Source organism: Campylobacter vicugnae (genome assembly GCF_002139875.1).
Lineage (GTDB): Bacteria > Campylobacterota > Campylobacteria > Campylobacterales > Campylobacteraceae > Campylobacter > Campylobacter vicugnae.
Window position 1 is genome coordinate 1,232,410 of sequence record NZ_CP018793.1, and the last position, 26,587, is coordinate 1,258,996.

A 26,587-nucleotide genomic window follows, 5' to 3' on the forward strand; every position below is an offset into this window, starting at 1 on the left:
ATCCCTTGTGTTTAATAATCATCTAAATTAATTAGCTTTTGTGCTTAACTCTTTTAAAAACTCTTCTATATTATACTTAGCTCTATAAGTTTCACTCATTAAATGTATCATTATATCGCCAAGATCTATTACAGTCCAATCATCGCTACTTTCTACACCTAAAAAATTCTCACCAGCTGGTTTTAACTCTGTTTTTAAATCATCAAGCAAAGCAAAGCCATGACGAGCAGCCAAAGTAGTGGCTACAACTACAAATTTACTTAAATAATCCCTTCCTTGCATATCTATAACTTCGATATTTTCAGCCTTTTTTTCATCTAAAAGCTTAACAATTCTATCTATTCTATTTTGCATTTTTATCCTTATAAAAACTCTGAACACTACTTAAAATAGCAGATGGAACCTGCTTGAAATTTAGCTCAGATTTAATTTTTGAAGATGAGATTTTAACATTTATATCAAGTTTTTGCAAATTTTCATCTATTTTAATATCATCTCTACACGCTACAACAAAGCTTACCAATGCTTTTAACTCATCATATCTATGCCATTTATGCAAGCTATTAAGCTGATCAGCACCGATTATTAAATAAATTCTACTAGCGTTAAATTTATTTTTAAAATAGCTTACACTATCGATACTTGCTACTGCTCTATTTTGGCTAGTTTCATAATCGCTTACTATAATTTTTGGACTTAAATTTTCCCATAAAGCCCTACACCACTGCAACCTTAAATTTGGTGGAGCGCCAAATTCGCTTTTAAATGGATTTAAAAATGTTGGAATTATAATCAGCTTATCGATATTTAAATTTTTAAGTGCAGATTTTACCACCTCATCATGGCCAAAATGCGGTGGATCAAAACTTCCTCCAAAAATGGCTATATTCAATTTTTTTTAACCTTTTTTTTAGTAAAATTAGCCCTAATTATACCCAAAAAGGATAAAAATGGCACTTAAAATAGCAATTAACGGTTTTGGAAGAATAGGTAGATGCGCTGCTAGAATTATACTAAATAACCCAGCAGAGTATGAGTTATGCATTATAAATGACACTGCTGAACGCAAAATGACTAGATACTTACTAAAATACGATACAGTTCATGGCGAATTTAATCAAGATGTAGAGATTATAAATGATGATTATATCGCAGTTAATGGTAAAAAAATTAGAGTATATAGCACAAGAGATATTAATGATATGGATTTAAGAGGAATAGATGTAGTACTAGAGTGTACTGGTAAATTCCTTACAAAAGAAAAATGCCAAACCTATATCGCAAAAGGTGCTAAAAAAGTAATAATGAGCGCCCCAGCAAAAGATGATACTCCTACATTTGTACTAGGTGTAAATACTGATAAATACGAAGGTCAAACAATCATCTCAAACGCAAGCTGCACTACAAACTGTCTTGGCCCAGTAACTAGAGTATTAGATGATCTTTATGGTATTCAAAAGGGTTTAATGACTACTATTCACGCCTACACAAATGGCCAAAGTCTAGTAGATGTAAAATGTAGAGATTTTAGACGCTCTAGAGCTGCAGCGGTAAATATGATTCCAACTAGCACAGGTGCAGCTAAAGCTATGAAGCTAGTAATGCCTAGCCTAGATGGCAAACTACACGGTCAAAGCATTAGAGTACCAGTACCAAATGTATCAATAGTTGATCTTACAGCTGTACTTGGCAAAAGCGTAACAAAAGAGGAGTTAAATAACGCTTTTGTAGAAGCTAGCAAAGGTAGCTTAAAAGGAATTATGGCAGTAGATTTTGATGAGAGAGTAAGTGGAGATTTTAACACTTCAAGCTACTCAAGTATAGTAGCAGCTGATCTAACTCAAGTAATATGTGGAGATATGATCAAGGTAATGGCATGGTATGATAATGAGTGGGGATATAGCAACCGTCTAGTAGAGATGGCAAAATTCATAAGCGAGAAATAAAATGAGCGAAATAATTTCAGTCAAAGATATAAATTTTACACCAGGTGCGAAGGTCTTTATAAGATGTGATTTTAATACTCCTATGGATGAGTTTCGCAATATTACAGATGATAGACGCATACGCTCTGCAATACCTACAATTAGATATGTTTTAGATCAAGGTTGTTCTGTAATTTTAGCTAGTCATCTAGGCCGCCCAAAAGATGGCTATGAAGAGAAATACTCTTTACTACCAGTTGCTAAAAGACTTGGCAGATTAATGGATAGAGAGATTAAATTTGCTCACGATGTAGTCGGCCACGATGCTAAAGAGAAAGTAGAAAAATTAAGAGCTGGCGAAATTTTAATGCTTGAAAATTTGCGTTTTGAAAAAGGCGAAACCAAAGATGATAAAAATCTAGCTAAAGCTCTTAGCGAGTTAGCTGATTACTATGTAAATGATGCTTTTGGTGTATGCCATAGAGCTCACTCTAGCGTGCATGCTATAACTCAATGCTATGATAATGAGCATAAAGCAGCTGGATTTTTGCTAATTAAAGAGATTGAATTTGGTCAAAATCTAATCCGCCATCCTAGTCGTCCTTTTGTCGCAGTTACTGGCGGATCAAAAGTTAGTGGAAAACTTCAAGCCTTAACCAACCTACTTCCACGCATAGATAAGCTTATTATCGGCGGTGGAATGGCATTTACATTTTTAAAAGCTCTTGGTGAAAATATCGGAAACTCACTTTTAGAAGAAGAGCTAGTAGAAGAAGCTGCAAATATCCTTAAAAAAGGCCGTGAATTAGGCGTAAAAATCTACCTGCCAGTAGATGTTGTAGCTGCTCAAACCTTTAGTAATGATAGCCCTATAAAATATGTCCCAGTCCAAGAGATACCAAATGGCTGGATGGGATTAGATATCGGCCCAGCAAGTGTCAAGCTATTTAAAGAGGCTATTGCAGATGCTCAAACTATTTGGTGGAATGGCCCAATGGGTGTATTTGAGATGGATAAATTTAGCAAAGGTAGCATTAAAATGAGCCACGCAATAGGCGAAAGCTTTGCTACTACAGTTGTCGGTGGTGGCGATACTGCAGATGTTGTTGAGCGTGCTGGTGATACTGATGAGATGACATTTATCTCTACTGGTGGTGGTGCTAGCTTAGAGCTAATCGAAGGCAAAGAGCTACCAGGCGTTAGAGTACTTTTAAGAGAAGATAGTCTATGATTTATGCTGCGAATTTAAAATGCAACCACACCAAAAAAAGCTATGCAGATTATGCTAAAAAGCTTAGTAATGGACTTAGTCAAAATAGCAATAGCGTGATTGTATTTCCTCCATTTACTGCTTTGAGTGAAGATAAATTTAACTTCACTCAAGGGGCGCAAAACTTCTATCCAGCACAAAATGGCTCATATACTGGTGAGATTGGTAGTCAAATGCTAGAAGAATTTGAGATTACTACTGTAATGATCGGCCATAGCGAAAGACGCGCTCTAGGTGAAGATGAGCCATTTTTAAAAGCCAAATTTGATTATGCTGTAAGCAAGGGCTGGGATATTATCTACTGTATTGGCGAAGATGATATAACTCATATGAATGGAAGCACCAAAGAATTTCTAAGCGATCAATTAGCAAATATTGATTTAAACTATGAAAATCTAGTAATCGCCTATGAGCCAATCTGGGCGATTGGCACTGGAAATAGTGCTAAAGTTGAGTTTATAACTGAAATTTTGGATTTTATATCTAGCAAATGCTCAGCCCCACTTCTATATGGGGGTAGTGTCAATCTATCCAACATAGATCAAATCACGGCAATAAAATCATGCGATGGAGTTCTTGTCGGTACTGCTAGTTGGGATGCTGATAAATTTTTAGAAATTATCAAAAAGGGTTAATAATGATACTAGAGGGTAAAAAAGGTTTAATAGTCGGTGTAGCAAATAAAATGAGTATAGCCTATGGAATTGCTCAAGCTTGTAAAGCTCAAGGAGCCCAGCTTGCTTTTACATTTTTAAATGATGCAATTAAAAAAAGAGTAGAACCAATCGCAGCTGAACTTGATAGTTCGCTAATTTATGAACTAGATGTAAATAATCAAGAACATCTTGATGGCCTAGCTGATAAAATTGCTAAAGATTTTGGCGAGATTGACTTTGTAGTGCATGCTGTAGCTTTTGCTCCTAAAGAGGCTCTTGAAGGTGAGTTTATCAACACTACAAAAGAGGCATTTGATATTGCTATGGGTACTAGCGTCTACTCTCTTATCTCTCTTACTCGTGCAGTGCTTCCGGTGCTAAAAAGTGGCGGTTCTATCTTGACTCTTAGCTACCTTGGCGGAGCTAAATTTGTCCCACATTATAATGTAATGGGTATAGCAAAAGCAGCTCTTGAGAGTTCTGTACGCTACTTAGCTCATGACCTTGGCCAAAAAGATATCCGTGTCAATGCTATCAGTGCTGGGCCTATCAAAACTCTAGCAGCTAGTGGAATTGGTGATTTTAAGATGATTTTACACTGGAATGAGTGCAACGCTCCACTAAAACGCAATGTAACCATAGAAGATGTAGGTAAAAGCGGTATGTATCTACTAAGCGACCTTGCAAGTGGTGTAACTGGTGAAGTGCATTATGTAGATGCCGGGTATAATATCATGGGTATGGGTGATGTTTTAAGTGATGCTTTTGGCAATACAGTCTTAGCCTGGGATGCTAAATAACCATAGAGCCAAATAAGGCTCTAATACTCATCATATTGATAAACTAATATAACTTCTTAGAACAATTTTAATCTTTTAAATTGGCTTATATTATTTGCGAGATAGCACTAAGGATAAATAGCAATTAGATTACTATTTTTGAGTAATCATATGCTTTTTTATCTTATCTTGCTTGGCTCTTTTTAACTCTTTTTGGTATAAATAGCAAAAAAGATAATAAAAAAAGTAATAAAAAACCATCAAGCATATAGCTATATATTGTGCTAACTCTATATCTATCATAAAAATTTTATTTAAAATAGCTATTAGTAACAATAAAAAATAGTAATTTGAATATAAATATCATAATTTACTCCTTTGTTTAATATCGCATAGTGATTAATATGAGTTTGAATCCCCTAAATCGGGTCATATTGTTTATAATACACATTTAACACTGGTCAAGTCACATTTAATAATAAATTTCAATCCCCTAAAATCGGGTCATATTGTTTGTAATTCAACCAACCACTTAATAGCTGGAATGTTTCTAATGTATTTCAATCCCCTAAAATCGGGTCATATTGTTTGTAATTCAACCAACCACTTAATAGCTGGAATGTTTCTAATGTATTTCAATCCCCTAAATCGGGTCATATTGTTTGTAATTTGGCGATAGACCATCTGGGCATACTATGATTATGTTTCAATCCCCTAAATCGGGTCATATTGTTTGTAATTTTATATAATGAATTGCGTAAGTATGCACGGCACTTTCGTTTCAATCCCCTAAATCGGGTCATATCGTTTGTAATAGACGCAAATTCATCATTTGAGTCTATATAGCCAATTATACAAATCAATAAATAGCCATAAAACCACACTTTGAAATTTCACACAATCAAAATATAGAATAAAAAGTTAAAAAACATTGAATCTACCATATAAATCAAGATAAGCAAATTCAAATTAAAGCAATATTTTATATATAAATAACCAAATTTTGGCTGAAAATTTCTACAAATTCACATAAATTTAGATCTTTTTTTTAAAAGTGGAAAAATATTTATGATAACTCTAGGTAAATTTAATTGCTATATTTACAAAAGAGCTTATATAATATACCAACAAAATAGCTTGTGATGGCTTTAAACTTTTAAAATCAGCTGCTTATAGCTATTTTGATGGTTTTTAATATTTGATTTAGCATTTGCAATAGAGTCGCCTGAGTTGGCGTGGGCTAGGTTGTTTCTTAATTTATCTAATCTTTTATATAGTTGATTTATCTTATCTATTTGTATGATGTTGTGATATGACTCACATAGACTCTCATACTCGCTATGGCTTAAATTTATGGATTTTTCTCTTTTTTTTAACCTATCATAGCCTTTGGGTTTTGATAAATTCATACAAAATGATTTTATCAAATATGAATCATCTCGCTGACATTTTTCTTTGTAGTAATGCTCTATTTGGGATATTAAATTTGGATTTTTGAGCTTTATAGTGGTGTATATATACTCTTGAACCCCTTCATAAAGCAAGATAAGTCCTAATAAAATGTAATTTTTGCTTATTAAATCATCGGCTAAATGGTAGTAAAATTCATACGCAGGCTTGGCATTATATATCTTTTGTAAATTTGAAATTTTCTCCTTTAGCTCATTGGCATAATCATATATAGCTGGATTTGCTAATAAATTTGAGTCTAGTTCAGCTATAAGTCTAGAGGCAAAACTAGAAAACAACTCCTTAATATTAAGCGCCATAATATTATCGCTAAAGCCTTTTAATGCGCTAAAAAGCTCTTTATATTTCGTGCCTATTTGGATATGATTTGCTACTGTGTAGTTATCATCAAATGTAGATAGTAGATATGAGATATTGGCTAAATCTAGATACTCTTTAAGATTGATAATCTCATAGCTTTTGCCTTGTTCTAACTCTTTAGCAAATAAAATTGCACAGATTTTGCGACTATTTTGTAAATTGGTGATAATTAATTGAGTAAGCACCAGCATAGGCAAGTGCCTAAATCCATGCGATACATCTACTATAACCTCATTATAGTCTTTTATAATCTCATTTATGATATTAAAAATCTCAGCAAAATCCCCTACATCATCAATTTGCCTAGCCTTGTCAAATGCATTATCACAGTTTATATTTGCCTTGGATAAGGCTTTTAAATTTGCTATTTTAGAATCTTTTGTATAAAGCGGGATAATATCATAGCCTTTACATAAATTTAGCAATGCAAATGTATTTATAGAGTTGTTTTCTTTTAAATTTGGAAGTAGATTTAATATCTCTGTATCATTACAGATATATCTAGCATTTGCGCTATTGCTTAGGCCTAAGATTGTGATTATACATCTCATATTTTTTCCTATTTAATCTCTGCAAAACTACATAATACCCAGCCTAATGGTTTGCCATTTGCAAGCCAAATAGTTGTCTCTTGATCGGCGATTTTTACTTTGTTTTTACCTTGTTTAATTTCAATTTTGCGTTTGCCTTTTATGGTGACAGCACGAGCGCCACTATGCTTGCCAATGCGAAGCAAAAACTCATTATCTTTGATTGTTAAATTATTAAATATATCTTTAAATTTATCATCAAGTTGGCTATATATCGCATCATTTTCAATAGAGTCAAAAATCTCTAAATAATGGTCATTGCATGCTTGTGCGATATCAGATATATTTAGCTTGTTTTCATCTTTAATTATTAGACTAAACTCAAGCTCCTTTGTAGCGCTTAATAGCTCAAGTCTAATAGATAGCCCCTCTTTATTTATATTTCTTTTGAAATTTTGGACTTTAAATATCTTTGTAGCAGTTTGAGTGCTATCTGAGATTAATAGATTTTTAAAAATATTACTATCAATCGGGTCTAGCATTAAATTTTTAACTTTATCGTAATCTTTATATTTATTATATAAAAACTCTTGATAAGCTGTAGAGATGGCACCTTTTATAGAACTACCTGGAATTAAGGCTTTGTGAGTATTTGGGTCGGTGTAGGTTTTAGATATTGCTAGGTTATTTATCACATTTTTATTACCTTTTTCTTTATTTGCTATCTTGCCGATTCGTTTATTATACTCATCATATACAGCTTTATCAACGGCAATTTTGTGATAATGGGATTTTTTGGCTGTGGCTTTATGTTTATTTATAAATTTATAAATTCTTAAAAGCCCATTTTCATCTATAGCGCTTGCAAGATTTAAAAACTCATCCTTTGCGCTCTCATCTAAATTTGCATAAAAATCCATCTCATCAAACTCATAAAGAGCGTATCTAATAACCGTTTTATCATCTGTAGTTTTAGCTTTATAGCTATCTATTATGTAGTTTATCGGCTCAAATTCCCTTCCAGATCCAATATGCAAATGCGTAAGTGGTTGAACTTTAATCAGATATTTTTTCATCCTATCTCCTTGGCTACTGATATTATTATGGCGTATCCTTGAGAGTAGGCATTTGGCTGACTTGATGAGATATTAGCTACTGCTTTGCCGATGTAGCCTTTGGATTTTATGCTATTTAACTCACTAATTTTTGGAGTTATAAGTGCAGCAGTATCAGCCATTAAAATTGGATTTTTAAATGGATTTTTGACTGCTAATTGAGCACCATGTTTGCCAAATCTAGTAAATGGCTCATAGTAGCACTCATCATAATCTCCTCCTATAACGCACGGACTAAGAGTCATAAAGCTACTTGAATTTGTAATAAATGGCTCTAAGACTGGAGATAACTCTTGGATTATTTCAAATCTACCTTTGCCTATGCTAGATTTTTTACCATAACCCATTTGTGAGACAAACTCTAATGTTTGAGCTAGCTTTTTAGCGCTAAATTGATTAATATCAAGCAAAAAATAGATCTGCGTAATAGGTATATTAAATTCCATTAATGCATACGGGCTAAATCCATCGCCAGTAGTGTTAGATAGATAGTTGATAGAGTTTTTTATTGTAGCGTTAGCGACTATTTTATAGTTTGCTTCATCGTTGCTTTTAGCATGGCTAAACTTAGCACTTTGTAAAGATGTAATATCTAGCCAGATTTTATCTCTATTTTGCTTTTTAGTTAGCATATCTTCGCCTAAAATATAGCTTGGAGCTTTTGGCTTTGGTAAAAAACCAGGCGCAAATCCATCTGATACTATCAAAAATGGCCTATTTTCATAGTTATTTAGCAAATTTTCTAGCTCATCTTTGCCATATTTGTATGCAATTGCCCAGCAAATTTGACCAAAGATTGTATCGCCTTTGAGTTTAGTAGCAAATGGGGCAATTGGCTTTATTTGACACTGATATAGATTCATCTTAGCACCAATTTGTCTTATTGCTAAACTCAACTCTGCCATAACCTCTTGAGCCGCTACCACCTAGATAATCTCTTTCAATTAGCTCCAATCCACGAGTTACTAATCCCTTTAAAGCACTCTCATCATCGCCATCTAAAATCTTGATTCTAATATCATAATCAAATTTAATACCAGCTGGAACACGCTCAATTTGGCGTGGATGTTGAGCTTTTCCACTAATTCTATCGATTACATTTTCATATTTAGCTTCACTTAATGTTAGCTCACAACATTCGCTACTTACAAAGCAATCTCCAATGCTAATTCTAGTAAAGCCAAATTTAGACTCACTAGCACTATCGCCAAATAGTTTAATTAAATTTTGTGCTTTTTCCATATCATTTTGTGGAATTAAATTTAAGCAATTTGAACCAAATGGATTTCCATTATTATACCCAGCTACTTTACTATCCCACTCTAATAAACTTCTTAATTTACCCTTAATAGAACTACCAGGGATATATGGTTTATTTGTTAGTGTGTCTTTTATTACTTGATTATCTATACCGCCAATCTTCATAACATCATCGCCACCACCTATATGCAGACCTGTTATTAGACTTATTTGACCTTTTAGTGATACTATTTTCATATTTTTCTCCTATCGTTTAGCAAAACCTAAAACTGCTTCAAAAAATAACTTAAAAATCATAAGCTTTTCTTTGCTATCTACCTGTGCAACGCAAGTTTCTATCATATTTTTAAAATCGATAGTTGCATGCTTTCTAGCGTATGCATAAGCTACTTTTGAATTTAACATTTTTATAAATGGCAAAATCTCGCTAAAATCTTTCTCATCAGCTTTTACTAATAGATCAATTAAATAATCATAAAACCTTCTCATCTGAGTAGAGCTCATTTTTAAAGACTCAGCCGTTTTCTTTGCAACACTATCAAATAAATTTGGCTCTTTTATATAATCAAGCACGATTTTATCCATTTTCTCTCCTTTTATATATTAATTCTGATACTACCATTTTGACTGCTTTTGGTGATTTAGCAATATTTTTATTTAGACTTTGTAGTAAATTTTCATCTTTGGATTTTATATTTCTATTATAACTATAATTTAGCTTTGAACGCCATAGCGCATCTTGTGGGCTAAATTTGCTTTGTAATCTGCTACTCATATCGCAAATATCTAAAATTCTATAAAAAAACGCCATCTTATCATCATCGCCTAAATCCCCCATAAGCGTTGATAACTCATCAAAAATTTCTATATATTCACTCCATTTAACACTACTATTAAAAAGCGTTATAGAGTTCTTGCCATCTATATTTTTAGAATTTTTTAATAACTCCTCTAAATGATGAGCTAGATAATTAACAGGCCTACTAGGCTTAAAAAGTGCAATCCCAAGGGATATGCTAAGCTCTTTTGATTTTACAAAATCAATAAATTCAGCCCTAATTCGTCTGGCTAAATCAAGCGTGCTTTGCCACTGTCCAATGATAAAAAGATCATCTCCACCAGCAAATACCACATAGCTATCTTTAAATTCATTTTGAATAATTTGAGGAATATAGAGTGAAAAGAATAAATCAATATTTTTAGCAAACATATTAAAATTTAAATAGCTATCTTTTATGCTACTATTTTGGATAAAAGCACCCATTCCATCAACATCAGCCTTAAAGCCTCCAATAGCGTTAAAATCATTACTACAAAGCTCTTCAAAGCTTTTAATAACTCCATCTTTGCTAGCTACATATGAACGGATTTTATCATCTAAATCTATACTGATATCGCCTACGAAATTTATGTGAAGTTTTTTTGCGCTTATGCTTTTAGTATTTTTATCTGTTAATACTTTACCTAAATTTATAAATGCATCACAAATATAGCATTGGTGATTATTTATAGCGATTTTTCGAGTATTGCATATTGGGCAAAGAGTTTGATTGGTTATAGAGTTATCATAGTTTAATACTACTTTAGAGCGAGTTTGAAGGGTAAATTTATTAAATTTCTTTTTTTCAATCTCTTTGGCTATATTGCTTCGCATTTCTTGATATTTTATAGGAGATTTAAAATCATCTTCTTTGCAACTAAATGCTACTAAATTCATACCACTAAGCCCATAAAAATTATCTATAAAAAACTCATCTATTTGGGATTGTATATACTTTATTTGATCTTTAATATGCTCTAACTTCTTATGGATTAAAATCTCAAATTTACCAGCATTTGTTGATAATATCAAACCGCCATCTCTAGCGATATACTCAGCAATAATCTGCGTAAAAATCTGCACAAAAGCTGACTTTGCACGGATTACCTTGGCTGCATTTTTAGCCCCAAGTCCATCAAATATAAAACTTTGAATCCCATAAAAATCACCACAAACAATACTCATCTCATCGCTTAAAATAGTATTGATATCCAAATTTCTTAGCTCATTATTTAAATTTGCAAAAATTGGATTTTGTAAAAATTTGGTATTAAAAATATCGCTAAATTCCATCTATATCCTCCACTTCAATCTTACCTAAACCAAAAACACACTGCTTTCCTACGCCTAAAATCTCTGCTAGTTTTAATGCTTGATAGCTTTGCAAATCTAGATTTTCTATCCTTATATTGCCAATTAATCCGCCTAAATTCATACTAACTTTTTGCCTATTGCTATGTCTTCTTAACTCGCAATATCGTAGATTTTTATTAGTAATTTGTGCTGAAGTTTGTATATCATATCTGCTATTTAGATGTTGAATTTTTTGGATTTTATCATAAATAGAGATTAAAATATCTCGTAGTTCTAAACTATCATCTCTTATAAAACGATTTAATTTTTTAATGCGTAATGGTGTGATGAGTTTAAGATTAACCACGCTGCTAAAATTATCAAATTTAGCCACTTTTACTAGCTCATTAGGCAAGATTATAGCTCCATTTTCTAGTACATTATGCCCATTAACGAAGATATTAAAATCGCTAAATTTACACCCTCCAAGACCATATTGGCTAAGCATAATATATAGAGCTGATACCATATATGCTACGCTATTACATGCATCTTCAAATAGATACAATCTAAACTCATACCCAGCCTGCCCTAGCCTAAAATCTAGCCTATAATTACGATAACTATTTTTTAACTCATAAAACTCATAATACAAGCACTCTTTAGATCCAAAACAGCTATCACAAGTAAATTTAGGATTTATGCATGTAACTCTTTTTAGCGCATATCCTAATGCACCTCTAATCTGCGAACCTATAAAAAATGGCGCCTTGCTATTAGGAATTGATACTAAAATAACGCTATATCTCAGCCCAGCTGAATTTATCATCTGTTTCAAGCCTTATAGTAATCTCATCGCTTTTACCCTTTTGCACCTGCAAAACATCATCAAAAAATTCTGGCGTAGATGTATATTTAATATTAAAGCTTCCTTCCTTATCAATTGCTCTTAAAATTCCAAATAGCTCAGAACGGGTAAAATTACGTCTAGTAATATGATATGGTACTAGTCTTGTGGAGTTATCTGGAAATTTAATATAAATTTTAATTAGCTTAGAGTCTTTACGGCGGTAAAAAAAATTAACAAAAGTCCCAATCATCGCAAAAAATGCAAACACAATCGTAATATAATCTAAAAACTCTATAAATTCAATAGTCTCTTTTAAAATCTCCATCAATACTCCCTAAATCTAATATGTTTAAATATGGAAATTTTTTTAGTCATTCCATCTTGAATTAGCTCTTTAGAATCCTTAGCAGTAGTAGCGTATATTGGCTTTAATCCTATACTTTTGGCATAATTTACCATATGATATGTAGCGCCAAATTCCCCTTGTATTAAGATAAAATCCCCAGCTTTACATGACAATAAAGCTTCTCTAAACTCAGCTAAATACTCGCTCAAATCACTAATCTTGGGCGGAATATTCATCCATTTAGCCATTAGCTCTTTGTCAAATTTGATAATCTTACTAACCCCAAGGCTAATTCTAGCATCATTAATCTGCTCAGGTGATAATGTATGTGAAATTAATAAAAATAGCCTAGCCAAATCCCATCCTAAAAACAATCAAAAATATTATCAAATATTATGTTAAAAATAATTTAAAAATTAAATTTTATTAATAATTTTATTTTTATGTTATAAAGCTTATTTGGCTACTATTTTTATTGCATTAGTTATAATCTAAATCTATTAATTTTTCTTTAAATTGATAAGCTTATTTAATGATTTAAATCTTTGTAAGTTAAATTTTATTAAAATCTAAATAGTTTATATCGTTGGAGTTGTTTATGAATGAGTTATCTATAAATATCGATATGGGTGCTGCAAATAATGGCGTATTTATCGCTATCACAAATGAGGATTCTATAGTTTATAAAAATGCGTTTAATATATATTTTGATAAAAATTTAACATTTTCTAAAAACGATAGAACCGCTCGTCGCCATGCTAGGCGTAGTTATGATAGAGATAGATTTATCTTAAGATTACTTAATGAGATTTTGCCTATAAATAGCTTGAGTCAAAGTCAAAAAGAGATGATTTATGGACTTTTTAAAAATCGTGGCTTTAACTATCACAATATCGAATTTAATGAAAGCCTAGATGATGATGTGGTTAAATTTTTAAATAGTTTAGATGGATATATATTTGGACTTAGTAAAAATAAAGATGAGTTTGAACAAGTTCTAAATGAGATAGTTGTAGATCACTCAAATGATGAAATTAAAGAGATACTAGAAACTCAAAGTCAAATTCTAAGCAATATAGATAAAAAGAATAAAGAAGCTATAAAAGCTAGTAAAAATATACAAAGCCTACTTCAAAGCATTCGCAATGAAATTGATAAAAATAACAAACATAGAATTAGCTACTTAAAAGATATAAAAGAATTAATTTATAAAGATTGCGAATTTATAATTCAAAAATCTGATAAATTTGATAATTTAGATGAATTTTATAATTTTGTTGGAAATATTGCAAATTTCCAAACTCGAATTTTAAGAAGGTATTTTAATAATAAATATCTAGATAATATAAATTTTGATGATGCAAAACTAAAGAAAAATATAATAAGAAATATCAACTATATGGAGTATATAACTGATATACAAAAAAGTAATAAACTAAATATGTTAAATTCTTTAAAGACAAAATCAGCTTTAGAGTATCTAAAAAGCATTGACCCAGTAATTACTATCCCGCCATACGAAAATCGTAAAAATAAAAATCCACAAAAATGCAATACTTTAATACTAAATATTGACAAAATTACTCCAAGTCTAGTAAATTCAACTTATAAAATTTTAAATAGTGATGATTTTACGCATATAAGAAGAGATGAAAATGGTCAGTTAATTAGCATTAATGATATAGATGAAAATAATATCGCTAAATATTTACAAAGAGTATTAGATATCTCAAAAGAGAGCCTAATGGATACAGCTTTATATCCAAGAACTCTTGATAATAATAGCAAAATATTTGCTGATACTTTTAGGTTAAATAGTGATGAAATTAGAGAATTTAAAGAGTTTGCTAGGAGATACTATAACGAAGTAGATAGTGCAAAAAAAGGAATAATAACTAATGATTTATTAATTCCGTGTGGCAAAAATACACCACATAAAAATAGAAATAAAAATGAGCTTATATCAGCTCTTTTTGGTAAAAATATTACTAAAGATGATGTAATTAGCCTTGAAGAATTTATGCTAAAAAATAAGATAAAAGGCAATAGGGGCTATAAAGGGTTTTTTGAGAATTTAAACGAATTAAAAAAGAGTTATCAAAATAGCTTTTATCACAATCTAAATAATGATGAAATTAACGATAAAGATATCCAAGCAATCCTAGAGCTATATCCAAAAGTCGCTCAAAATATCAGTAATCACAATAGTATATTTGAGTTTAAGCTCCCATTTGATAAAAGCAATTTAAATACAAATATCAACTATCTAAGCCAGTTAGGAGATATAATCTACGATGAGAAAAATCGTGGATTTTTAAAGACTTGCAAATGTCATACTTTAGAAAATTTAATTCGTTCTGGCTCGCAAAATGCTATTTGCACTAGACTACCATCTAACTCAGCTAGGCTTATCAATGGCAAAATAGAGATTGTTCTAAATCGTCTAGCGTATGAAATTAGCACCGCTCTTAAGCCAGAAATCTTGCAAGATATCTCATATATATCTATAAATGTAGAGATGAATAAATTTAGTTTTGAAAATAGTGCTAGCAACTTAAATTTAATAAGCAAACGCCAAAAAGCTAAAGAGATAATTTGCCCATACTCAGGCCAAAAAATAGATGAAAGCAATTGTGAGTATGATCATATCTTGCCTCGTTCTAAAGGCTTATATAATTCTAGAGCAAATTTAATCCCAGCTAGCTCCACTGCCAATCTACAAAAGAGCAATCAAAGCTATACCTTAGAAAATTTACACCAAAAATATCTAGACTCAATCTATGAAAAAATAAAGGTAGAAAATCTTGATGAATTTAAAAATTTTATAGATACACAGGTGGCAAAGATAAATATTAATAAATTTACAAATTTTGATAATCTTAGTAGCCTAGAACAGATCGCACTTAGGCACGCTCTATTTTATAAAGATTCAAATAGTTTTGCCAAAGCACTTGAAATTCTAAAACTAGATAGAATCAAGACCCACTCCAATGGAACTCAAAAGCGTTTTGTAAATCTTTTAATACAAAAGATAAAAGATAGGCTAAATAGTTCAAATCAAAATCTTGAATTTAGCGTTAATTTTATTAATGCAGAACTCGTAAGTGCAATTAGAAATGAATTAAGCAAAGAAGATAAAGAGCTACAAAAAGCTAAAATTCAAGATAGCCATAGCCACTGCATTGATGCTAGTATAGTATTTTATTACGCTAATAGCAAACTTATAAATAACTCAAAAGGTCAGCGTGAATTTAAGTATGATTATAATCATATTAAGCCAGAGTATAGCAATAAGATAACTATGCAAAGCAAAAAATATCTAGAGTTAAACTCTAATAAAATAGCTCGTAAAAAGCTATTTGATGATGGTGTGTATTCGCTAGTTTATGAAAATGCCAATATATTAAAAGATAAAGAAGCTAGTATCTTGCTTGACCTTGGGCTTTTGCATACTAAAGAAAATGGCAAAAAGGTTGCAATAACTAGCGATTTAAAATCAAGTAAATTTTATATAAGCACACATAAAGTTTTTGATCTATTATTTAAAGCCTTTAATGATAGCGATATTAAATTATTAAATAAACTCAAATTTCTAGATGATCATCTATCTTTTTATATACGAAAAGATATATTTGCTATTATAAAAGACAAAGATAAAAGTAGTATGTTTTTTACCAATAAAAATGAGTTAAAAGAACCAGATACAAAAATAAAAACAAAAAATATCGATAAATTCTACCATATCTTAAAAGCTAATGAAAGCAAGATTATAGAGATAAAAGATGACAAAAACATATTAAAACATCAAGAGATAAAAGAGCTGTTTAAAGAGTGTTTTTATACTAAAGAAGCCAAAAGAAGTAGAAACAAATCTCGTATAATCTACTCTTTGCCTATAAAAGCAATTAAAAGCCCTAACTATATTATAAGGCAAAATGGCGGATATGCTGGACTTAGCAATTCAGCTATAGCTACTAAAACATATATAGATTTAGATAGTAAAAATATAATCAAAATTCCATTTTTTAGCAAAAATATACTGCCTTGTAAAATAGCAGATATAATAAATATAATTAAATCAAAATCTAAAAATATAAAGCAAATTTACAAACTCCTAGTAATCAAAAATCTCCCATCAGCTATTACAAAACTTGAGTTTATAATCTCTCAAGCTAATAGACACGATATAGAGGTTGAATTTGATAAAAGCCAAATTGGAGATTATAATTTACTTGACCAAACTAGTCGTGATGAGTTTATAGATAAATATTTAAATGGTGAATTTAAAGAGCTACTAGGAAAACCAAGAGATAAGAAAATAACCATAATCAAAGATACAAAAGATAGCCTAATAATCAAATATTGCACTCAAACATCGGCTATACATCAAAAAATAATGCTAGATAATTTAATCGATGAAACATCTAGTTCTTAATAGTTTTGGGCTATTTTTAGGATTAAAATCTCAAAGGATAGTAATATATCAAAATAAAGAGATAATAAAAGAGATAGCCCTTAAATCATTAAAAACCATATCTATAAATTCAAATGGCATAACCATTTCTAGCGATTTAATTTTTGCTTGCAGTGTGCGTGGGATAAAGATTTTTTATCAAAGTTTTAATACATTTAGTGCTACTCATACACTTTATGAACATAAAGGAGTAAATGTATTAAAACAGCAATTTTCATCCAAAGATAATGCCAAAGGATTGATACTAGCCAAAGAGTTAATAATCGGCAAGATTAAAAATCAACGCTCCACAATTTTATACTTTTCTAGAAATCAAAATAACGAACAAAAAAATGCAACATTAATAAGTATGCAAAAAGCAATCAATACACTAAAAAGCTCAAAAATCATAGATACAAATGATATATTTAGCATTGAGGCTAATGCTGCTCATAAATATTTTGAATTTCTTAAATTTAACTCTCTTTTACCATCTAGTTTTGAACACCGTACTAAAAGGGCAAGCAGCGAAATATCAAACCAAGCTTTAAATTACGGCTATGCTATACTATTAAACATAATCTATAAAAGCATTATAAATGCCGGATTAAATCCATATTTTGGAGTTTTGCATACTATGCGAAGTGCTAAGCCATCTTTGGCTTTAGATATTATGGAGGAGTATAGAAGCTTTATAGTAGATAGAAATATTATTAAAATTCGCTCATCTCTCAAAGGCGAATTAAATGCAGAATTAAAAAAAAGTAATAGCTTCAAATATACTAAATTCATTAAATAAAAAGCTTACCTATAATCACAAAAAGCTTACCCTAGAAAGTATTATCCAACGCCAAGTATATAAAATTTCAGCATTTTTTTGCGGTGATAGCAAGTATAAATCATATATATTTAGGTGGTAAATGAGATATCTAATCTGTTACGATATAGAAGATAATAAAACAGAACCAAGCTATTTGAAAGACTAAAAGATTTTGGGCTTTTAGCTGTGCAAAAATCAGTATTTTATGGGGAGCTAAGCAAAGCTGAAAAACTCGCTATTAAAGAGCTTTTATCTAAATATTGCACTAAAGAAGATAAAGCTATTATCACATCTATAAATTTAGATTTTAATGATACTTTAGGCTATACCAAAGAGTATTTTGAGAGTAAAACATATGAGATTATTTAGATGATTTTAGTTAGTCATATTAGACAGTTTGTATTTTGTCCTAGGATTTTATATTTTTATACATTTTGCGATATCAAACCAGTATATCCAGAGTATGTAAATTCAGGCTCACAGTATCATAATAAACAAAATGAGCTATTTAAAAATAGAAAATTTATTAAATTTAAACTACCAATTATAAAAGCACATAGTAATCTATATCTACAAGATTTATCTATGCAAGGAGTAGCAGATTTGGTGCTAGAGTGTCAAAATGAAATAATCGTAGCTGAGTTTAAAAATCAAACCAAGCCAATACTAAATAAAGGGACTAAAATGCAACTTATAGCCTACTCAAAACTAGCAAGTAAACATTTTAATAAGCCATTTTTTAAGATAATGCTAATTTGCGGTAATAATCTTAAATTTAAGATATTTGATATAAAAAACGATGATTTAGCTCAATTTAATAGCACGATAGATAAGATTAATAAAATGTTAAATCAAGAGTTATTTCCACAAAGTTGCGCTAGTATAGCTGCTTGTATGCAGTGTGAATTTAAAAACTACTGTGATGATAGAGAATAATACCGGGGGTGCCAAAGGCAGTTGCCCCGATCTGTTAACACCTTTAGGTGATTTCAAACGCTAAAGAGTTAATCTGTAGTATAATTTGCATTTGTATTATAACTAAATTTTTCCACAAATTTGCTATTTTTAGCATTTTTTTTCAAAGTGGAAAAATTAATACCTCTAAACCATAGCCAAACGCCCATAAAATAGGCTAAATTTGGCTCAGTTGCAAATTATACCACAAACCAACTCGGTTTGAAACAAGAATGTCCTTTATCGACTTTAATTTCGCATGGTGTTGCAAATTATACCACAAACCAACTCGGTTTGAAACATTATCATAGGTGCTGTTTTAATTGCATCTGCTTGTTGCAAATTATACCACAAACCAACTCGGTTTGAAACACATTTGTGATTTGCTCATTTACACTTGTAGCTAATGTTGCAAATTATACCACAAACCAACTCGGTTTGAAACATAGTAGAAAAATACCACTCTTCAAGCTCTTTAAAATCAGTTGCAAATTATACCACAAACCAACTCGGTTTGAAACTCCATATATACAGTATCATCTTGTCCTAAAATACCGTTGCAAATTATACCACAAACCAACTCGGTTTGAAACGCCTAAATTCTCTTTTTTATACTCGCTAATTGCCTCGTTGCAAATTATACCACAAACCAACTCGGTTTGAAACCTAACGGATAAAGGAGTTGCGGTAGTTCCATCTTTTGGTTGCAAATTATACCACAAACCAACTCGGTTTGAAACTAGTTTGAGCCTTTATGCTTTAGCTCTGTAATTCTAGTTGCAAATTATACCACAAACCAACTCGGTTTGAAACAAAAGAGCCAAGTTGGGATAATTTAACAAAAGTCTTTAGTTGCAAATTATACCACAAACCAACTCGGTTTGAAACATGGATTTAGTTAAACCAGCCATAACTGCATAATGAGCGGTTGCAAATTATACCACAAACCAACTCGGTTTGAAAACAAATCTAAACATCTAATCAAATTTAAATATTATCTACTATTATATTAAATTTATTATCAAAATAGATTAGCTAGTTAAAGATATAATTTTATAAATTTATTTTTGCAATAATATTAAAATCCCTCAAGAAGGATAAAATATAGCTCTTTAATCTGCGAATCACTCAAATGAGCAGTCGAAGAAGTACTAAGAAATCGAATAATACTATCTTTATTTAATGCATTTTTGCCAATACAAGCAGGATGAGCGATCAAAAACGCCCTACCTACACCAATCTCATCACCTAGCTTTCCATCACAAATAAAACAACTCATATCTAAATGCAATCGCCCTTCAAACTGCAAAATCATAGCATAAGCCTCAAGCACGACTCTAATAGGATTTTGGCGGTGGAATTTTTTCGCACAATTTTCTAATAAGTTATAATAAAACTCATCACTATCTTCTACATCTCGCAAATGATCAGCTAAAAGACGCATAAAATTTTGCCAAATTAATAACTTATCTCTATCAATAAGCCAGCTAAATCCTAAATGCATAGTAGAGCGAAGATGTGGTAAAAATGTCTTACTCTCTACTAGCTCAAAGTCTAGCTTAAAACCTTGCGTTATTATAGGATGGCGAGCGCCATAGAATCTATAGCATTTTATCTGCTTATTTGGTGAGAGAATCGTAACCAAGCAGTCCTCATCTCTAACCTTTTGAACCTTTAAGATATAGCCCTGCATGGGTCAAAAAAACAATCAATCTGCTCTCTCATAATTTCAGCTGAATGAATTTGATTTACCATACATCTAAACTCACTAGCTCCACTAATTCCCTTAGAATACTCATGTAAATGCTTACGAAATATCCCAATAGCATGATCTCCATAAGTCTTAAGCATTAGCTCAAAATGCTCTTTGATTATCTGCTTTTTCTCATCTGGATTTATACTTTGATTCTCTTTAATCTCTTTAAATATCCATGGAGAACCAATACTAGCACGCCCGATCATCAAGCCATCACAACCAGTAATCTTAAAAACCTCTTGATAATTATTAATATCTATATTGCCATTAGCTACAACAGGAATAGTAGTAGCTGATTTAACTCTTGCTATTGCTTCATAATCCACTGGTGCGCTATATCCACCAGCTCTAGTGCGACCATGCACGCAGATAAAATCAGCCCCAGCATTAGCTAGATCACGCGCAATCTCGTGAGCCATTTTGGTATTAAATCCTAAGCGAATTTTAACTGAAGTATAGCGTTTATTAGATCTATTTTTAATAGTCTCTATAAGAGTGCAAAGCAACTTTGGATCATTTAAAAGAGCTGAGCCGGCATTTTGCTTTATGACTTTTGGAACTGGACAGCCGCAATTTAGATCTATTCCATCTATTCCATCAAATTGATTTAAAATATCTACAGCTTTAGCGATTATATCTTTATTACTACCAGCAATCTGAACTATATAAGGGGTCTCTAGTGGAGATTTTTCAATCATTGATAAAGTCTTATCATGCTCATACACAAAGGCATTTGAGCTAATCATCTCACTAACAGTACAATCACACCCAAATCTCTTAGCTAAAGTGCGAAGTGGCAGATCAGAAAAGCCCGCTAATGGGGCTAAAAATAGTGGCTTAGAGCTAAAATCTATCATTAATAAAATAGATCCGCTCTAGCGATTTTGCCATGATCTCTTAAAAATAGCAAGGTTTCAATGCGTTCAAATTTGCTATTTTCATTCATTATTTTCTCTCTTAATTGCTCAATCATTTGAAAATCATACAGTAGATATAAATAGGCCTCAAATGCTAGTGATTCTTCATTTCTTAAGCGATCAAACATTGATATAAGTAGATCTGGTTCGATTTTAGTTTTTAAAATTTTAGCTATTTGGATATACTCATCTTGAGTAAATTTAACCTTGCTAATAATATTAAAAATATCATTGGTGCTAATCTCAAATTTATCCTGAGCATATCTATTTATTAAAACAAAAACATCCTTAACTGTGTATATTGGATTAAATTTAGATAATTCCAAAAATGAGCCATTTTCTACTAATGCATTAGATGCCAAAGCCTTTAACTCTTCGTTTATATCACTATTTGATAAAACTGTAATAGCATATTTATAATCAGCCATTATCTTATTTTTTTCATTTTGGATATATAGTGGATTTGTTTTTAAAAGTTTAAATCTTTTTAAATCACACACTTTGCCGCTTTTTACATCACTGCATAACTCATATGCTGCTCTTAAATCATCATTTTGCAAGGTTGGTTTGCCTAAATTTAACCACGGAGATAGCGATTTAGTTACTTCGCTAGATGCGGTAAATAGATCGGTTTTAAAATCTTTATTTGATTCTAAACCAAGATAAATCTCCTTAGCTAAAACATTATAAATTTGAGCATCGCTTCTCATAGCTCTACCCTCTAAATATATCTTAAATCCGTAGTAGCTCATATGAAAAATAGCTAAGATAACAAACATAATCAAAGGCAATATAACCCATGTAGCAATAGGAAAATCTATATTATACCCAAAAATATTAACAGCATAATTTTGATTAGCAAAAGAGAAAATCCCTAACCAAACAAGACCGATATAAATAATAGAATATAGAAAAAATCTTCTAGTTTTCATCTTATCCTTCCTATTTTATTATAGTTTTTTCTGCAATTTCACGACATGTAATGCAATATCTTGCATGAGGCTTAACCTTTAAACGCTCAATATCAATATCATCTTCACACATATCGCAAATGCCATAAATACCAGATTCTATCTTTTTTAAAGATTGATCAATTTCATTAAGCTCTTGTTGTTGTTTAGCCGATATAGAGTGTTCTAGTTCTTCATCTGCACTAATACTAGCAAAATCAAACTCATCAGTAGCTCCACTTTGTCTAAGGCCATCTATTTCATTTGCTGCATCATTAATATTTCTTTGAATTTGTTCTTTTCTTTCTAAAAGTAACTCTTTAAAATAGTCCAATTCGCTTTGTTTCATATAACTCCTTTTTATTTATGATAAGGGTGATTTGCATTAATGCAAAGAGCGCGAAAAATCTGCTCATATAAGACAAGCTTAGCAATTTTATGCGCAAAAGTTAGCCTTGATAGGCTTACTAGCTTATCCATTCTCCCTCGTAAATTATCACCTAAACCATAAGCCCCGCCTATAAAAAATGAAATTTGCGTTTTATCTTTTAATAGCTTCGCAAACTCAAAACTATCAAGCATATCGCCACGCTCATCAAGTCCAATACAAAAACCATTTAAACAAGGCTTATATGCCTCCTCATATGCTCTATGCGATGCGGCTTGGCCTTGAATTTGAGCTTTAGCAATTTGTGGGCTAAATTTATTAATCTCTTTAATGCTAGCCCATTTACTACTCATCTTTATATACTCTTTTAGCTCTTTATCATCGCTAAGTTTTTGTAGGCAATGGACTAAAATTTGCACTAAATAGCCTCATTAATTGGGCTGTAAAAATTATCATTTTTCATAAAAAATCTTATCATATCGCTAAGATATTTTTTATGCTCATCTCTTGGGACTATAGCATCTATTAATCCATGCTCCAGTAAGAACTCAGCTCTTTGAAAACCCTCTGGCAAGCTTGCTTTAATAGTTTGTTCAATAACTCTTTGACCTGCAAAACCTATTAAAGCCTTTGGTTCAGCAATAATCAAATCTCCTAACCACGCAAATGAGGCTGAAACTCCACCCATCGTAGGATCAGTAAGAACTGAGATATATGGCAATCTATTATCACTTAAAAGTTTTAAAGCAGCACTTGTCTTACTCATCTGCATAAGGCTAAAAGTACTCTCTTGCATTCTTGCGCCTCCACTTGCGCTTACTATAATAAGTGGATTTCTCTTTTCTATTGCTCTGCGAACTGCACGAGTTATCTTTTCACCTTCAACTGAACTTAAACTTCCGCCCATAAAGCTAAAATCAAAAACCACTAGCTGAATAGGTTGGCCATCAATTGTTGCTTCTCCTGAGATTACCGAGCTTGTTTTGCCATTTTTACTTTGACCTTCTTCAATTCTTTTTTTATATGATTTTTTATCTACGAAATTTAATGGATCTATTGGTCTTAAATTTGCATCAAACTCAACAAAGCTTCCAACATCGCTAATTAATTCTATTCTTTTTTGAGCGCTAAGTCTCATATGATATCCGCATTTTGGACAGACATTATAACATGCTTCAACCTCTTTAAAATACATCAAAGAGCTACAACTATTACATTTTACCCAGTGGCTTGGGGCTTCACTTGGGTGAGATTGCTTTTTGCGTATTTTTGAAAAAAAATCACCTAGCATTTTTTTCCTTTAATAAAAAATTGGGCGATTATATCAAATTTTTCTTTAAATTCATATTTTTATTACTTTTAAATTTATTTTATAGATTGTTTTATCTGTGTTTAATTATAGTTAAATTTACATAGATACAATTTCGCAATTCATAAAAATTATTTAAGGAGATTTAGTATGATAGTTACTAATAAAGCACCACAACTAAGTGGCGTAGCAGTTCTAGGCAATGGTCAAATTGAAGAAAATTTTGATCTATATAAAAACATTGGACCAAAAGGTGCAGTAGTATTTTTCTATCCAAAAGATTTTACATTTGTTTGCCCAAGCGAAATCATCGCTTTTGACAAAAGATATCAAGAATTTAAAGATAGAGGCATTGAAGTTATCGGCGTTAGCACAGATAATGAATACTGCCACTTTGCATGGAGAGAAACAGATATTAAACAAGGCGGTATCGGTAGAGTACAATTCTCTCTAGTAGCTGACCTTAAAAAAGAGTGGGCAAGAGGTTTTGATGTATTATTTGATGAGGCAGTTGCTCTAAGAGGTAGCTTCTTACTAGATAAAGATGGCACAGTTCGCCACGCAGTAATCAACGACCTACCGCTAGGTAGAAATATTGATGAAATGGTAAGAATGGTAGATACAATGCTATTTACAAATGAGCATGGTGAAGTATGCCCGGCAGGCTGGAATAAAGGCGATAAAGGTATGAAACCTACAACTGAAGGCGTTGCTAACTACCTTTCTACAGATGGCGACAAACTATAATTAACTCACAAAATAGCCCCTTTTTTTGGGGCTAACTTCAAAATAATCTAAAATATCCGATTTACTTTTAAATTTAAAAGGGGATCAGATGGAAATTAACAATATAAATTTAAATTTAAACTCTCTAACAGAGAATCAAAAACCTGCAAATACGCTATCAGCTAAGAAAAATGCCCAGCCAACTCTGCTAAAAGCTGACCCTAGTGGCTCTAGCTCAAAACTAGAAGAGACACTTGAAATGTTACAAGAACAGCTCAAAAAGCTTCAAGAGCAGCTAAGCAAAATTCAAGAGAAGGTAAAAGCTCTAAGCAGTAATCAAAATGAGTATTCTAAAAATATGATAATGGAGCTATCAAATCAAGCTTCAGCCATAATGGTGGAAATATCAGCTATAAACGCCCAGATTATAGAGCTGCAAAAGAAAATAACGGAGAGTGAAAAACAACAAGCTTGATAAGATTATTTTAGCTGAAATTTTTAAAATTTAGATATATTATAGAGATTAAAAGTGGCGTTCATATCAGACGCCACAGACTCATTTAGCCATTTTTTCTCTCGAACTCTCTCATAAATTCACATAGAGTTTTTAGGTCATCCAGACTTACAGCGTTATAGATAGAGGCTCTTAAACCACCTAAAATCCTATGACCTTTTAGCCCTATCATACTATTTTCTTCAGCCTCTTTTACAAATTTCATATCAAGCTCAGCATTATCTGTAGTGAAGCTAACATTCATCAAGCTTCTAGAATCTTTTTTAGCAAACCCTCTATAAAAGCTAGAGCTATCTATTTGATTATAAATCATCGCGGCTTTTTGCATATTTATCTTATTAATAGCACTTAATCCACCTTGCTCTTTTATCCAGTCAAGCACCAAATCAAACATATAAATTCCAAAAGTCGGCGGCGTATTAGCCAAAGAGTTAGCCTCGATTTGTGTAGTGTAGCGAAGTGGCGTAGGAACGCTATCTTTAACTCTTGCGGCTAAATCTTTTTTAACTATAACAATAGTTATACCAGCTGGACCAGCATTTTTTTGCGCTCCACCATAAAATAGTCCAATATTATGTGCTTTAAAATCAATTTCACGGCTTAAAAGATCAGAACTACTATCTACGACCAGTGGGCATTTTGGGCTTGGAAGGGTTGAATATTGGGTTCCATATATTGTATTATTAGAACAGATATATCCATAATCTGCATTATCGCTAAATTCTACCTTAGGAATATGATCAAACTTCACATCCTCGCTACTAGCAACAACCTTATAATTGATATTTTGGATTTTTGCTTCTTTAATTGCTTTTTGCGTCCAAACTCCAGTATTTGCATACTCAGCTACGCCACCAGCATAGATATTTAATGGAATTTGGGCAAATTGTAAAGTTGCTCCACCTTGTAAAAATAAAACTGCATAATCATCGCCAATATTATAAAATTCACGAACCTTAGCAATTGCATTATTATGCAACTCTTCAAATACCTTGCCACGATGGCTAACCTCCATAATGCTAAAGCCAAGACCGTGATAATCAGTAAATTCAGCCTGTGCACGCTCTAAAACTGCTAATGGAATCGCACTTGGACCAGCGCTAAAATTTAAAACTCTACTCATTTT

Annotated in this window: 27 protein-coding genes, 1 pseudogene and 1 CRISPR repeat array; of the genes and pseudogenes, 10 read left to right on the forward strand and 18 right to left on the reverse strand. The window is 31.6% G+C overall.

Annotated features, from left to right (window positions below; all coding sequences use genetic code 11):
* Positions 1 to 27: 27 nt before the first annotated feature.
* Complete coding sequence (gene rsfS, locus CVIC12175_RS06360) at positions 28 to 354, reverse strand: ribosome silencing factor (RefSeq protein WP_086249012.1); 327 nt, start codon at positions 352 to 354, stop codon at positions 28 to 30.
* Complete coding sequence (nadD, locus tag CVIC12175_RS06365) at positions 344 to 892, reverse strand: nicotinate (nicotinamide) nucleotide adenylyltransferase (RefSeq protein ID WP_086249011.1); 549 nt, start codon at positions 890 to 892, stop codon at positions 344 to 346. The genes rsfS and nadD overlap by 11 nt, the downstream gene beginning before the upstream one ends.
* Positions 893 to 950: 58 nt before the next feature.
* Between nadD and gap the strand changes: the two genes are divergently transcribed.
* From gap to fabI, 4 genes are read left to right on the forward strand one after another with little or no spacing between them, the layout of a single operon-like run.
* Positions 951 to 1,946, forward strand: a complete 996-nt coding sequence (gene gap, locus CVIC12175_RS06370) for a type I glyceraldehyde-3-phosphate dehydrogenase (protein ID WP_086255606.1) — start codon at positions 951 to 953, stop codon at positions 1,944 to 1,946.
* Between the two features lies 1 nt (position 1,947).
* The gene (locus tag CVIC12175_RS06375) at positions 1,948 to 3,156 is read left to right on the forward strand and encodes a phosphoglycerate kinase (RefSeq protein WP_086254377.1); all 1,209 of its coding nucleotides are present in this window, start codon (positions 1,948 to 1,950) and stop codon (positions 3,154 to 3,156) included.
* Positions 3,153 to 3,830 (forward strand): triose-phosphate isomerase, encoded by a 678-nt coding sequence (locus CVIC12175_RS06380; protein ID WP_086247321.1) that lies wholly within the window; start codon positions 3,153 to 3,155, stop codon positions 3,828 to 3,830. Before CVIC12175_RS06375 ends, CVIC12175_RS06380 begins: the two co-directional genes overlap by 4 nt.
* A 2-nt stretch (positions 3,831 to 3,832) precedes the next feature.
* The gene (gene fabI / locus CVIC12175_RS06385; RefSeq protein ID WP_086256596.1) at positions 3,833 to 4,651 is read left to right on the forward strand and encodes an enoyl-ACP reductase FabI; all 819 of its coding nucleotides are present in this window, start codon (positions 3,833 to 3,835) and stop codon (positions 4,649 to 4,651) included.
* Between the two features lie 1,127 nt (positions 4,652 to 5,778).
* On the opposite strand, the gene CVIC12175_RS06395 is transcribed toward fabI, so the two are convergent.
* Genes CVIC12175_RS06395 through csx20 form a run of 9 tightly spaced genes read right to left on the reverse strand, consistent with a single transcriptional unit; the run spans position 5,779 to position 13,030 of the window.
* Positions 5,779 to 7,011, reverse strand: coding sequence for a TM1812 family CRISPR-associated protein (locus CVIC12175_RS06395; protein WP_086315933.1), 1,233 nt, complete (start codon positions 7,009 to 7,011; stop codon positions 5,779 to 5,781).
* Between the two features lie 8 nt (positions 7,012 to 7,019).
* Positions 7,020 to 8,066, reverse strand: coding sequence for an RAMP superfamily CRISPR-associated protein (locus CVIC12175_RS06400; RefSeq protein ID WP_086315934.1), 1,047 nt, complete (start codon positions 8,064 to 8,066; stop codon positions 7,020 to 7,022).
* Positions 8,063 to 9,010: a type III-A CRISPR-associated RAMP protein Csm4 gene (gene csm4, locus CVIC12175_RS06405; RefSeq protein ID WP_086315935.1), complete on the reverse strand. Its 948-nt coding sequence runs from the start codon at positions 9,008 to 9,010 to the stop codon at positions 8,063 to 8,065. The genes CVIC12175_RS06400 and csm4 overlap by 4 nt, the downstream gene beginning before the upstream one ends.
* Complete coding sequence (gene csm3 / locus CVIC12175_RS06410) at positions 8,970 to 9,602, reverse strand: type III-A CRISPR-associated RAMP protein Csm3 (RefSeq protein WP_086302636.1); 633 nt, start codon at positions 9,600 to 9,602, stop codon at positions 8,970 to 8,972. The genes csm4 and csm3 overlap by 41 nt, the downstream gene beginning before the upstream one ends.
* 9 nt (positions 9,603 to 9,611) lie before the next feature.
* The gene (csm2, locus tag CVIC12175_RS06415; RefSeq protein WP_086302637.1) at positions 9,612 to 9,950 is read right to left on the reverse strand and encodes a type III-A CRISPR-associated protein Csm2; all 339 of its coding nucleotides are present in this window, start codon (positions 9,948 to 9,950) and stop codon (positions 9,612 to 9,614) included.
* A complete protein-coding gene (gene cas10 / locus CVIC12175_RS06420) occupies positions 9,943 to 11,478 on the reverse strand; it encodes a type III-A CRISPR-associated protein Cas10/Csm1 (protein WP_086315936.1) in 1,536 nt (511 codons plus the stop codon). The genes csm2 and cas10 overlap by 8 nt, the downstream gene beginning before the upstream one ends.
* Positions 11,468 to 12,307 (reverse strand): CRISPR system precrRNA processing endoribonuclease RAMP protein Cas6, encoded by an 840-nt coding sequence (gene cas6 / locus CVIC12175_RS06425; protein ID WP_086315937.1) that lies wholly within the window; start codon positions 12,305 to 12,307, stop codon positions 11,468 to 11,470. Before cas6 ends, cas10 begins: the two co-directional genes overlap by 11 nt.
* Positions 12,279 to 12,653: a hypothetical protein gene (locus CVIC12175_RS06430; protein ID WP_086255616.1), complete on the reverse strand. Its 375-nt coding sequence runs from the start codon at positions 12,651 to 12,653 to the stop codon at positions 12,279 to 12,281. Before CVIC12175_RS06430 ends, cas6 begins: the two co-directional genes overlap by 29 nt.
* Positions 12,653 to 13,030: a CRISPR-associated protein Csx20 gene (gene csx20, locus CVIC12175_RS06435; protein ID WP_086256590.1), complete on the reverse strand. Its 378-nt coding sequence runs from the start codon at positions 13,028 to 13,030 to the stop codon at positions 12,653 to 12,655. The genes CVIC12175_RS06430 and csx20 overlap by 1 nt, the downstream gene beginning before the upstream one ends.
* A gap of 242 nt (positions 13,031 to 13,272) precedes the next feature.
* Between csx20 and CVIC12175_RS06440 the strand changes: the two genes are divergently transcribed.
* The 4 genes and pseudogenes from CVIC12175_RS06440 (at position 13,273) to cas4 (ending at position 18,883) form a co-directional block, all read left to right on the forward strand.
* On the forward strand, positions 13,273 to 17,109 hold the full coding sequence (locus CVIC12175_RS06440) for an HNH endonuclease domain-containing protein (RefSeq protein ID WP_086315938.1): 3,837 nt from the start codon (positions 13,273 to 13,275) through the stop codon (positions 17,107 to 17,109).
* Positions 17,090 to 17,926, forward strand: coding sequence for a CRISPR-associated endonuclease Cas1 (gene cas1, locus CVIC12175_RS06445; RefSeq protein WP_086256588.1), 837 nt, complete (start codon positions 17,090 to 17,092; stop codon positions 17,924 to 17,926). Before CVIC12175_RS06440 ends, cas1 begins: the two co-directional genes overlap by 20 nt.
* 174 nt (positions 17,927 to 18,100) lie before the next feature.
* Positions 18,101 to 18,316: pseudogene (locus CVIC12175_RS06450) on the forward strand (hypothetical protein); the annotation flags it as partial.
* On the forward strand, positions 18,317 to 18,883 hold the full coding sequence (cas4, locus tag CVIC12175_RS06455; protein WP_086255620.1) for a CRISPR-associated protein Cas4: 567 nt from the start codon (positions 18,317 to 18,319) through the stop codon (positions 18,881 to 18,883).
* Between the two features lie 210 nt (positions 18,884 to 19,093).
* Positions 19,094 to 19,865: a CRISPR direct-repeat array (repeat unit 37 nt; unit sequence GTTGCAAATTATACCACAAACCAACTCGGTTTGAAAC).
* Between the two features lie 114 nt (positions 19,866 to 19,979).
* Here cas4 and recO read toward each other — a convergent pair.
* The 6 genes from recO to accD are packed head-to-tail and all read right to left on the reverse strand — an operon-like array spanning position 19,980 to position 24,203.
* Entirely contained in the window at positions 19,980 to 20,594 is a 615-nt protein-coding gene (gene recO / locus CVIC12175_RS06460) for a recombination protein RecO (RefSeq protein ID WP_086249006.1), read from the reverse strand.
* On the reverse strand, positions 20,576 to 21,514 hold the full coding sequence (locus CVIC12175_RS06465) for a tRNA dihydrouridine synthase (RefSeq protein WP_086256586.1): 939 nt from the start codon (positions 21,512 to 21,514) through the stop codon (positions 20,576 to 20,578). Before CVIC12175_RS06465 ends, recO begins: the two co-directional genes overlap by 19 nt.
* A complete protein-coding gene (locus CVIC12175_RS06470) occupies positions 21,514 to 22,506 on the reverse strand; it encodes a hypothetical protein (protein WP_086255622.1) in 993 nt (330 codons plus the stop codon). Before CVIC12175_RS06470 ends, CVIC12175_RS06465 begins: the two co-directional genes overlap by 1 nt.
* Before the next feature lie 10 nt (positions 22,507 to 22,516).
* Complete coding sequence (dksA, locus tag CVIC12175_RS06475) at positions 22,517 to 22,873, reverse strand: RNA polymerase-binding protein DksA (protein WP_086247331.1); 357 nt, start codon at positions 22,871 to 22,873, stop codon at positions 22,517 to 22,519.
* 11 nt (positions 22,874 to 22,884) lie between these two features.
* Positions 22,885 to 23,331: a 23S rRNA (pseudouridine(1915)-N(3))-methyltransferase RlmH gene (locus tag CVIC12175_RS06480; protein ID WP_086249003.1), complete on the reverse strand. Its 447-nt coding sequence runs from the start codon at positions 23,329 to 23,331 to the stop codon at positions 22,885 to 22,887.
* Complete coding sequence (accD, locus tag CVIC12175_RS06485; RefSeq protein ID WP_086249002.1) at positions 23,331 to 24,203, reverse strand: acetyl-CoA carboxylase, carboxyltransferase subunit beta; 873 nt, start codon at positions 24,201 to 24,203, stop codon at positions 23,331 to 23,333. Before accD ends, CVIC12175_RS06480 begins: the two co-directional genes overlap by 1 nt.
* A 168-nt stretch (positions 24,204 to 24,371) precedes the next feature.
* Between accD and CVIC12175_RS06490 the strand changes: the two genes are divergently transcribed.
* On the forward strand, positions 24,372 to 24,968 hold the full coding sequence (locus CVIC12175_RS06490) for a peroxiredoxin (RefSeq protein ID WP_086256585.1): 597 nt from the start codon (positions 24,372 to 24,374) through the stop codon (positions 24,966 to 24,968).
* Between the two features lie 88 nt (positions 24,969 to 25,056).
* Positions 25,057 to 25,422, forward strand: a complete 366-nt coding sequence (locus tag CVIC12175_RS06495; protein WP_086315939.1) for a hypothetical protein — start codon at positions 25,057 to 25,059, stop codon at positions 25,420 to 25,422.
* Positions 25,423 to 25,507: 85 nt separating this feature from the next.
* Here the strand turns inward: CVIC12175_RS06495 and serC are convergent, their stop codons facing one another.
* Positions 25,508 to 26,584 carry a 3-phosphoserine/phosphohydroxythreonine transaminase gene (gene serC / locus CVIC12175_RS06500; protein ID WP_086256583.1) on the reverse strand — a complete coding sequence of 359 codons (1,077 nt, stop codon included), beginning with the start codon at positions 26,582 to 26,584 and terminating at the stop codon, positions 25,508 to 25,510.
* Positions 26,585 to 26,587: the final 3 nt, after the last annotated feature.

Coding starts and splice junctions, on each gene's coding strand:
- rsfS (WP_086249012.1), bottom strand. CDS start 354: ATGCAAAATAGAATAGATAGAATTGTTAAGCTTTTAGATGAAAAAAAG.
- gap (WP_086255606.1), top strand. CDS start 951: ATGGCACTTAAAATAGCAATTAACGGTTTTGGAAGAATAGGTAGATGC.
- CVIC12175_RS06375 (WP_086254377.1), top strand. CDS start 1,948: ATGAGCGAAATAATTTCAGTCAAAGATATAAATTTTACACCAGGTGCG.
- CVIC12175_RS06380 (WP_086247321.1), top strand. CDS start 3,153: ATGATTTATGCTGCGAATTTAAAATGCAACCACACCAAAAAAAGCTAT.
- fabI (WP_086256596.1), top strand. CDS start 3,833: ATGATACTAGAGGGTAAAAAAGGTTTAATAGTCGGTGTAGCAAATAAA.
- CVIC12175_RS06395 (WP_086315933.1), bottom strand. CDS start 7,011: ATGAGATGTATAATCACAATCTTAGGCCTAAGCAATAGCGCAAATGCT.
- CVIC12175_RS06400 (WP_086315934.1), bottom strand. CDS start 8,066: ATGAAAAAATATCTGATTAAAGTTCAACCACTTACGCATTTGCATATT.
- csm4 (WP_086315935.1), bottom strand. CDS start 9,010: ATGGCAGAGTTGAGTTTAGCAATAAGACAAATTGGTGCTAAGATGAAT.
- csm3 (WP_086302636.1), bottom strand. CDS start 9,602: ATGAAAATAGTATCACTAAAAGGTCAAATAAGTCTAATAACAGGTCTG.
- csm2 (WP_086302637.1), bottom strand. CDS start 9,950: ATGGATAAAATCGTGCTTGATTATATAAAAGAGCCAAATTTATTTGAT.
- cas10 (WP_086315936.1), bottom strand. CDS start 11,478: ATGGAATTTAGCGATATTTTTAATACCAAATTTTTACAAAATCCAATT.
- cas6 (WP_086315937.1), bottom strand. CDS start 12,307: ATGATAAATTCAGCTGGGCTGAGATATAGCGTTATTTTAGTATCAATT.
- CVIC12175_RS06430 (WP_086255616.1), bottom strand. CDS start 12,653: ATGGAGATTTTAAAAGAGACTATTGAATTTATAGAGTTTTTAGATTAT.
- CVIC12175_RS06440 (WP_086315938.1), top strand. CDS start 13,273: ATGAATGAGTTATCTATAAATATCGATATGGGTGCTGCAAATAATGGC.
- cas1 (WP_086256588.1), top strand. CDS start 17,090: ATGAAACATCTAGTTCTTAATAGTTTTGGGCTATTTTTAGGATTAAAA.
- cas4 (WP_086255620.1), top strand. CDS start 18,317: ATGATTTTAGTTAGTCATATTAGACAGTTTGTATTTTGTCCTAGGATT.
- recO (WP_086249006.1), bottom strand. CDS start 20,594: ATGCAGGGCTATATCTTAAAGGTTCAAAAGGTTAGAGATGAGGACTGC.
- CVIC12175_RS06465 (WP_086256586.1), bottom strand. CDS start 21,514: ATGATAGATTTTAGCTCTAAGCCACTATTTTTAGCCCCATTAGCGGGC.
- CVIC12175_RS06470 (WP_086255622.1), bottom strand. CDS start 22,506: ATGAAAACTAGAAGATTTTTTCTATATTCTATTATTTATATCGGTCTT.
- dksA (WP_086247331.1), bottom strand. CDS start 22,873: ATGAAACAAAGCGAATTGGACTATTTTAAAGAGTTACTTTTAGAAAGA.
- accD (WP_086249002.1), bottom strand. CDS start 24,203: ATGCTAGGTGATTTTTTTTCAAAAATACGCAAAAAGCAATCTCACCCA.
- CVIC12175_RS06490 (WP_086256585.1), top strand. CDS start 24,372: ATGATAGTTACTAATAAAGCACCACAACTAAGTGGCGTAGCAGTTCTA.
- CVIC12175_RS06495 (WP_086315939.1), top strand. CDS start 25,057: ATGGAAATTAACAATATAAATTTAAATTTAAACTCTCTAACAGAGAAT.
- serC (WP_086256583.1), bottom strand. CDS start 26,584: ATGAGTAGAGTTTTAAATTTTAGCGCTGGTCCAAGTGCGATTCCATTA.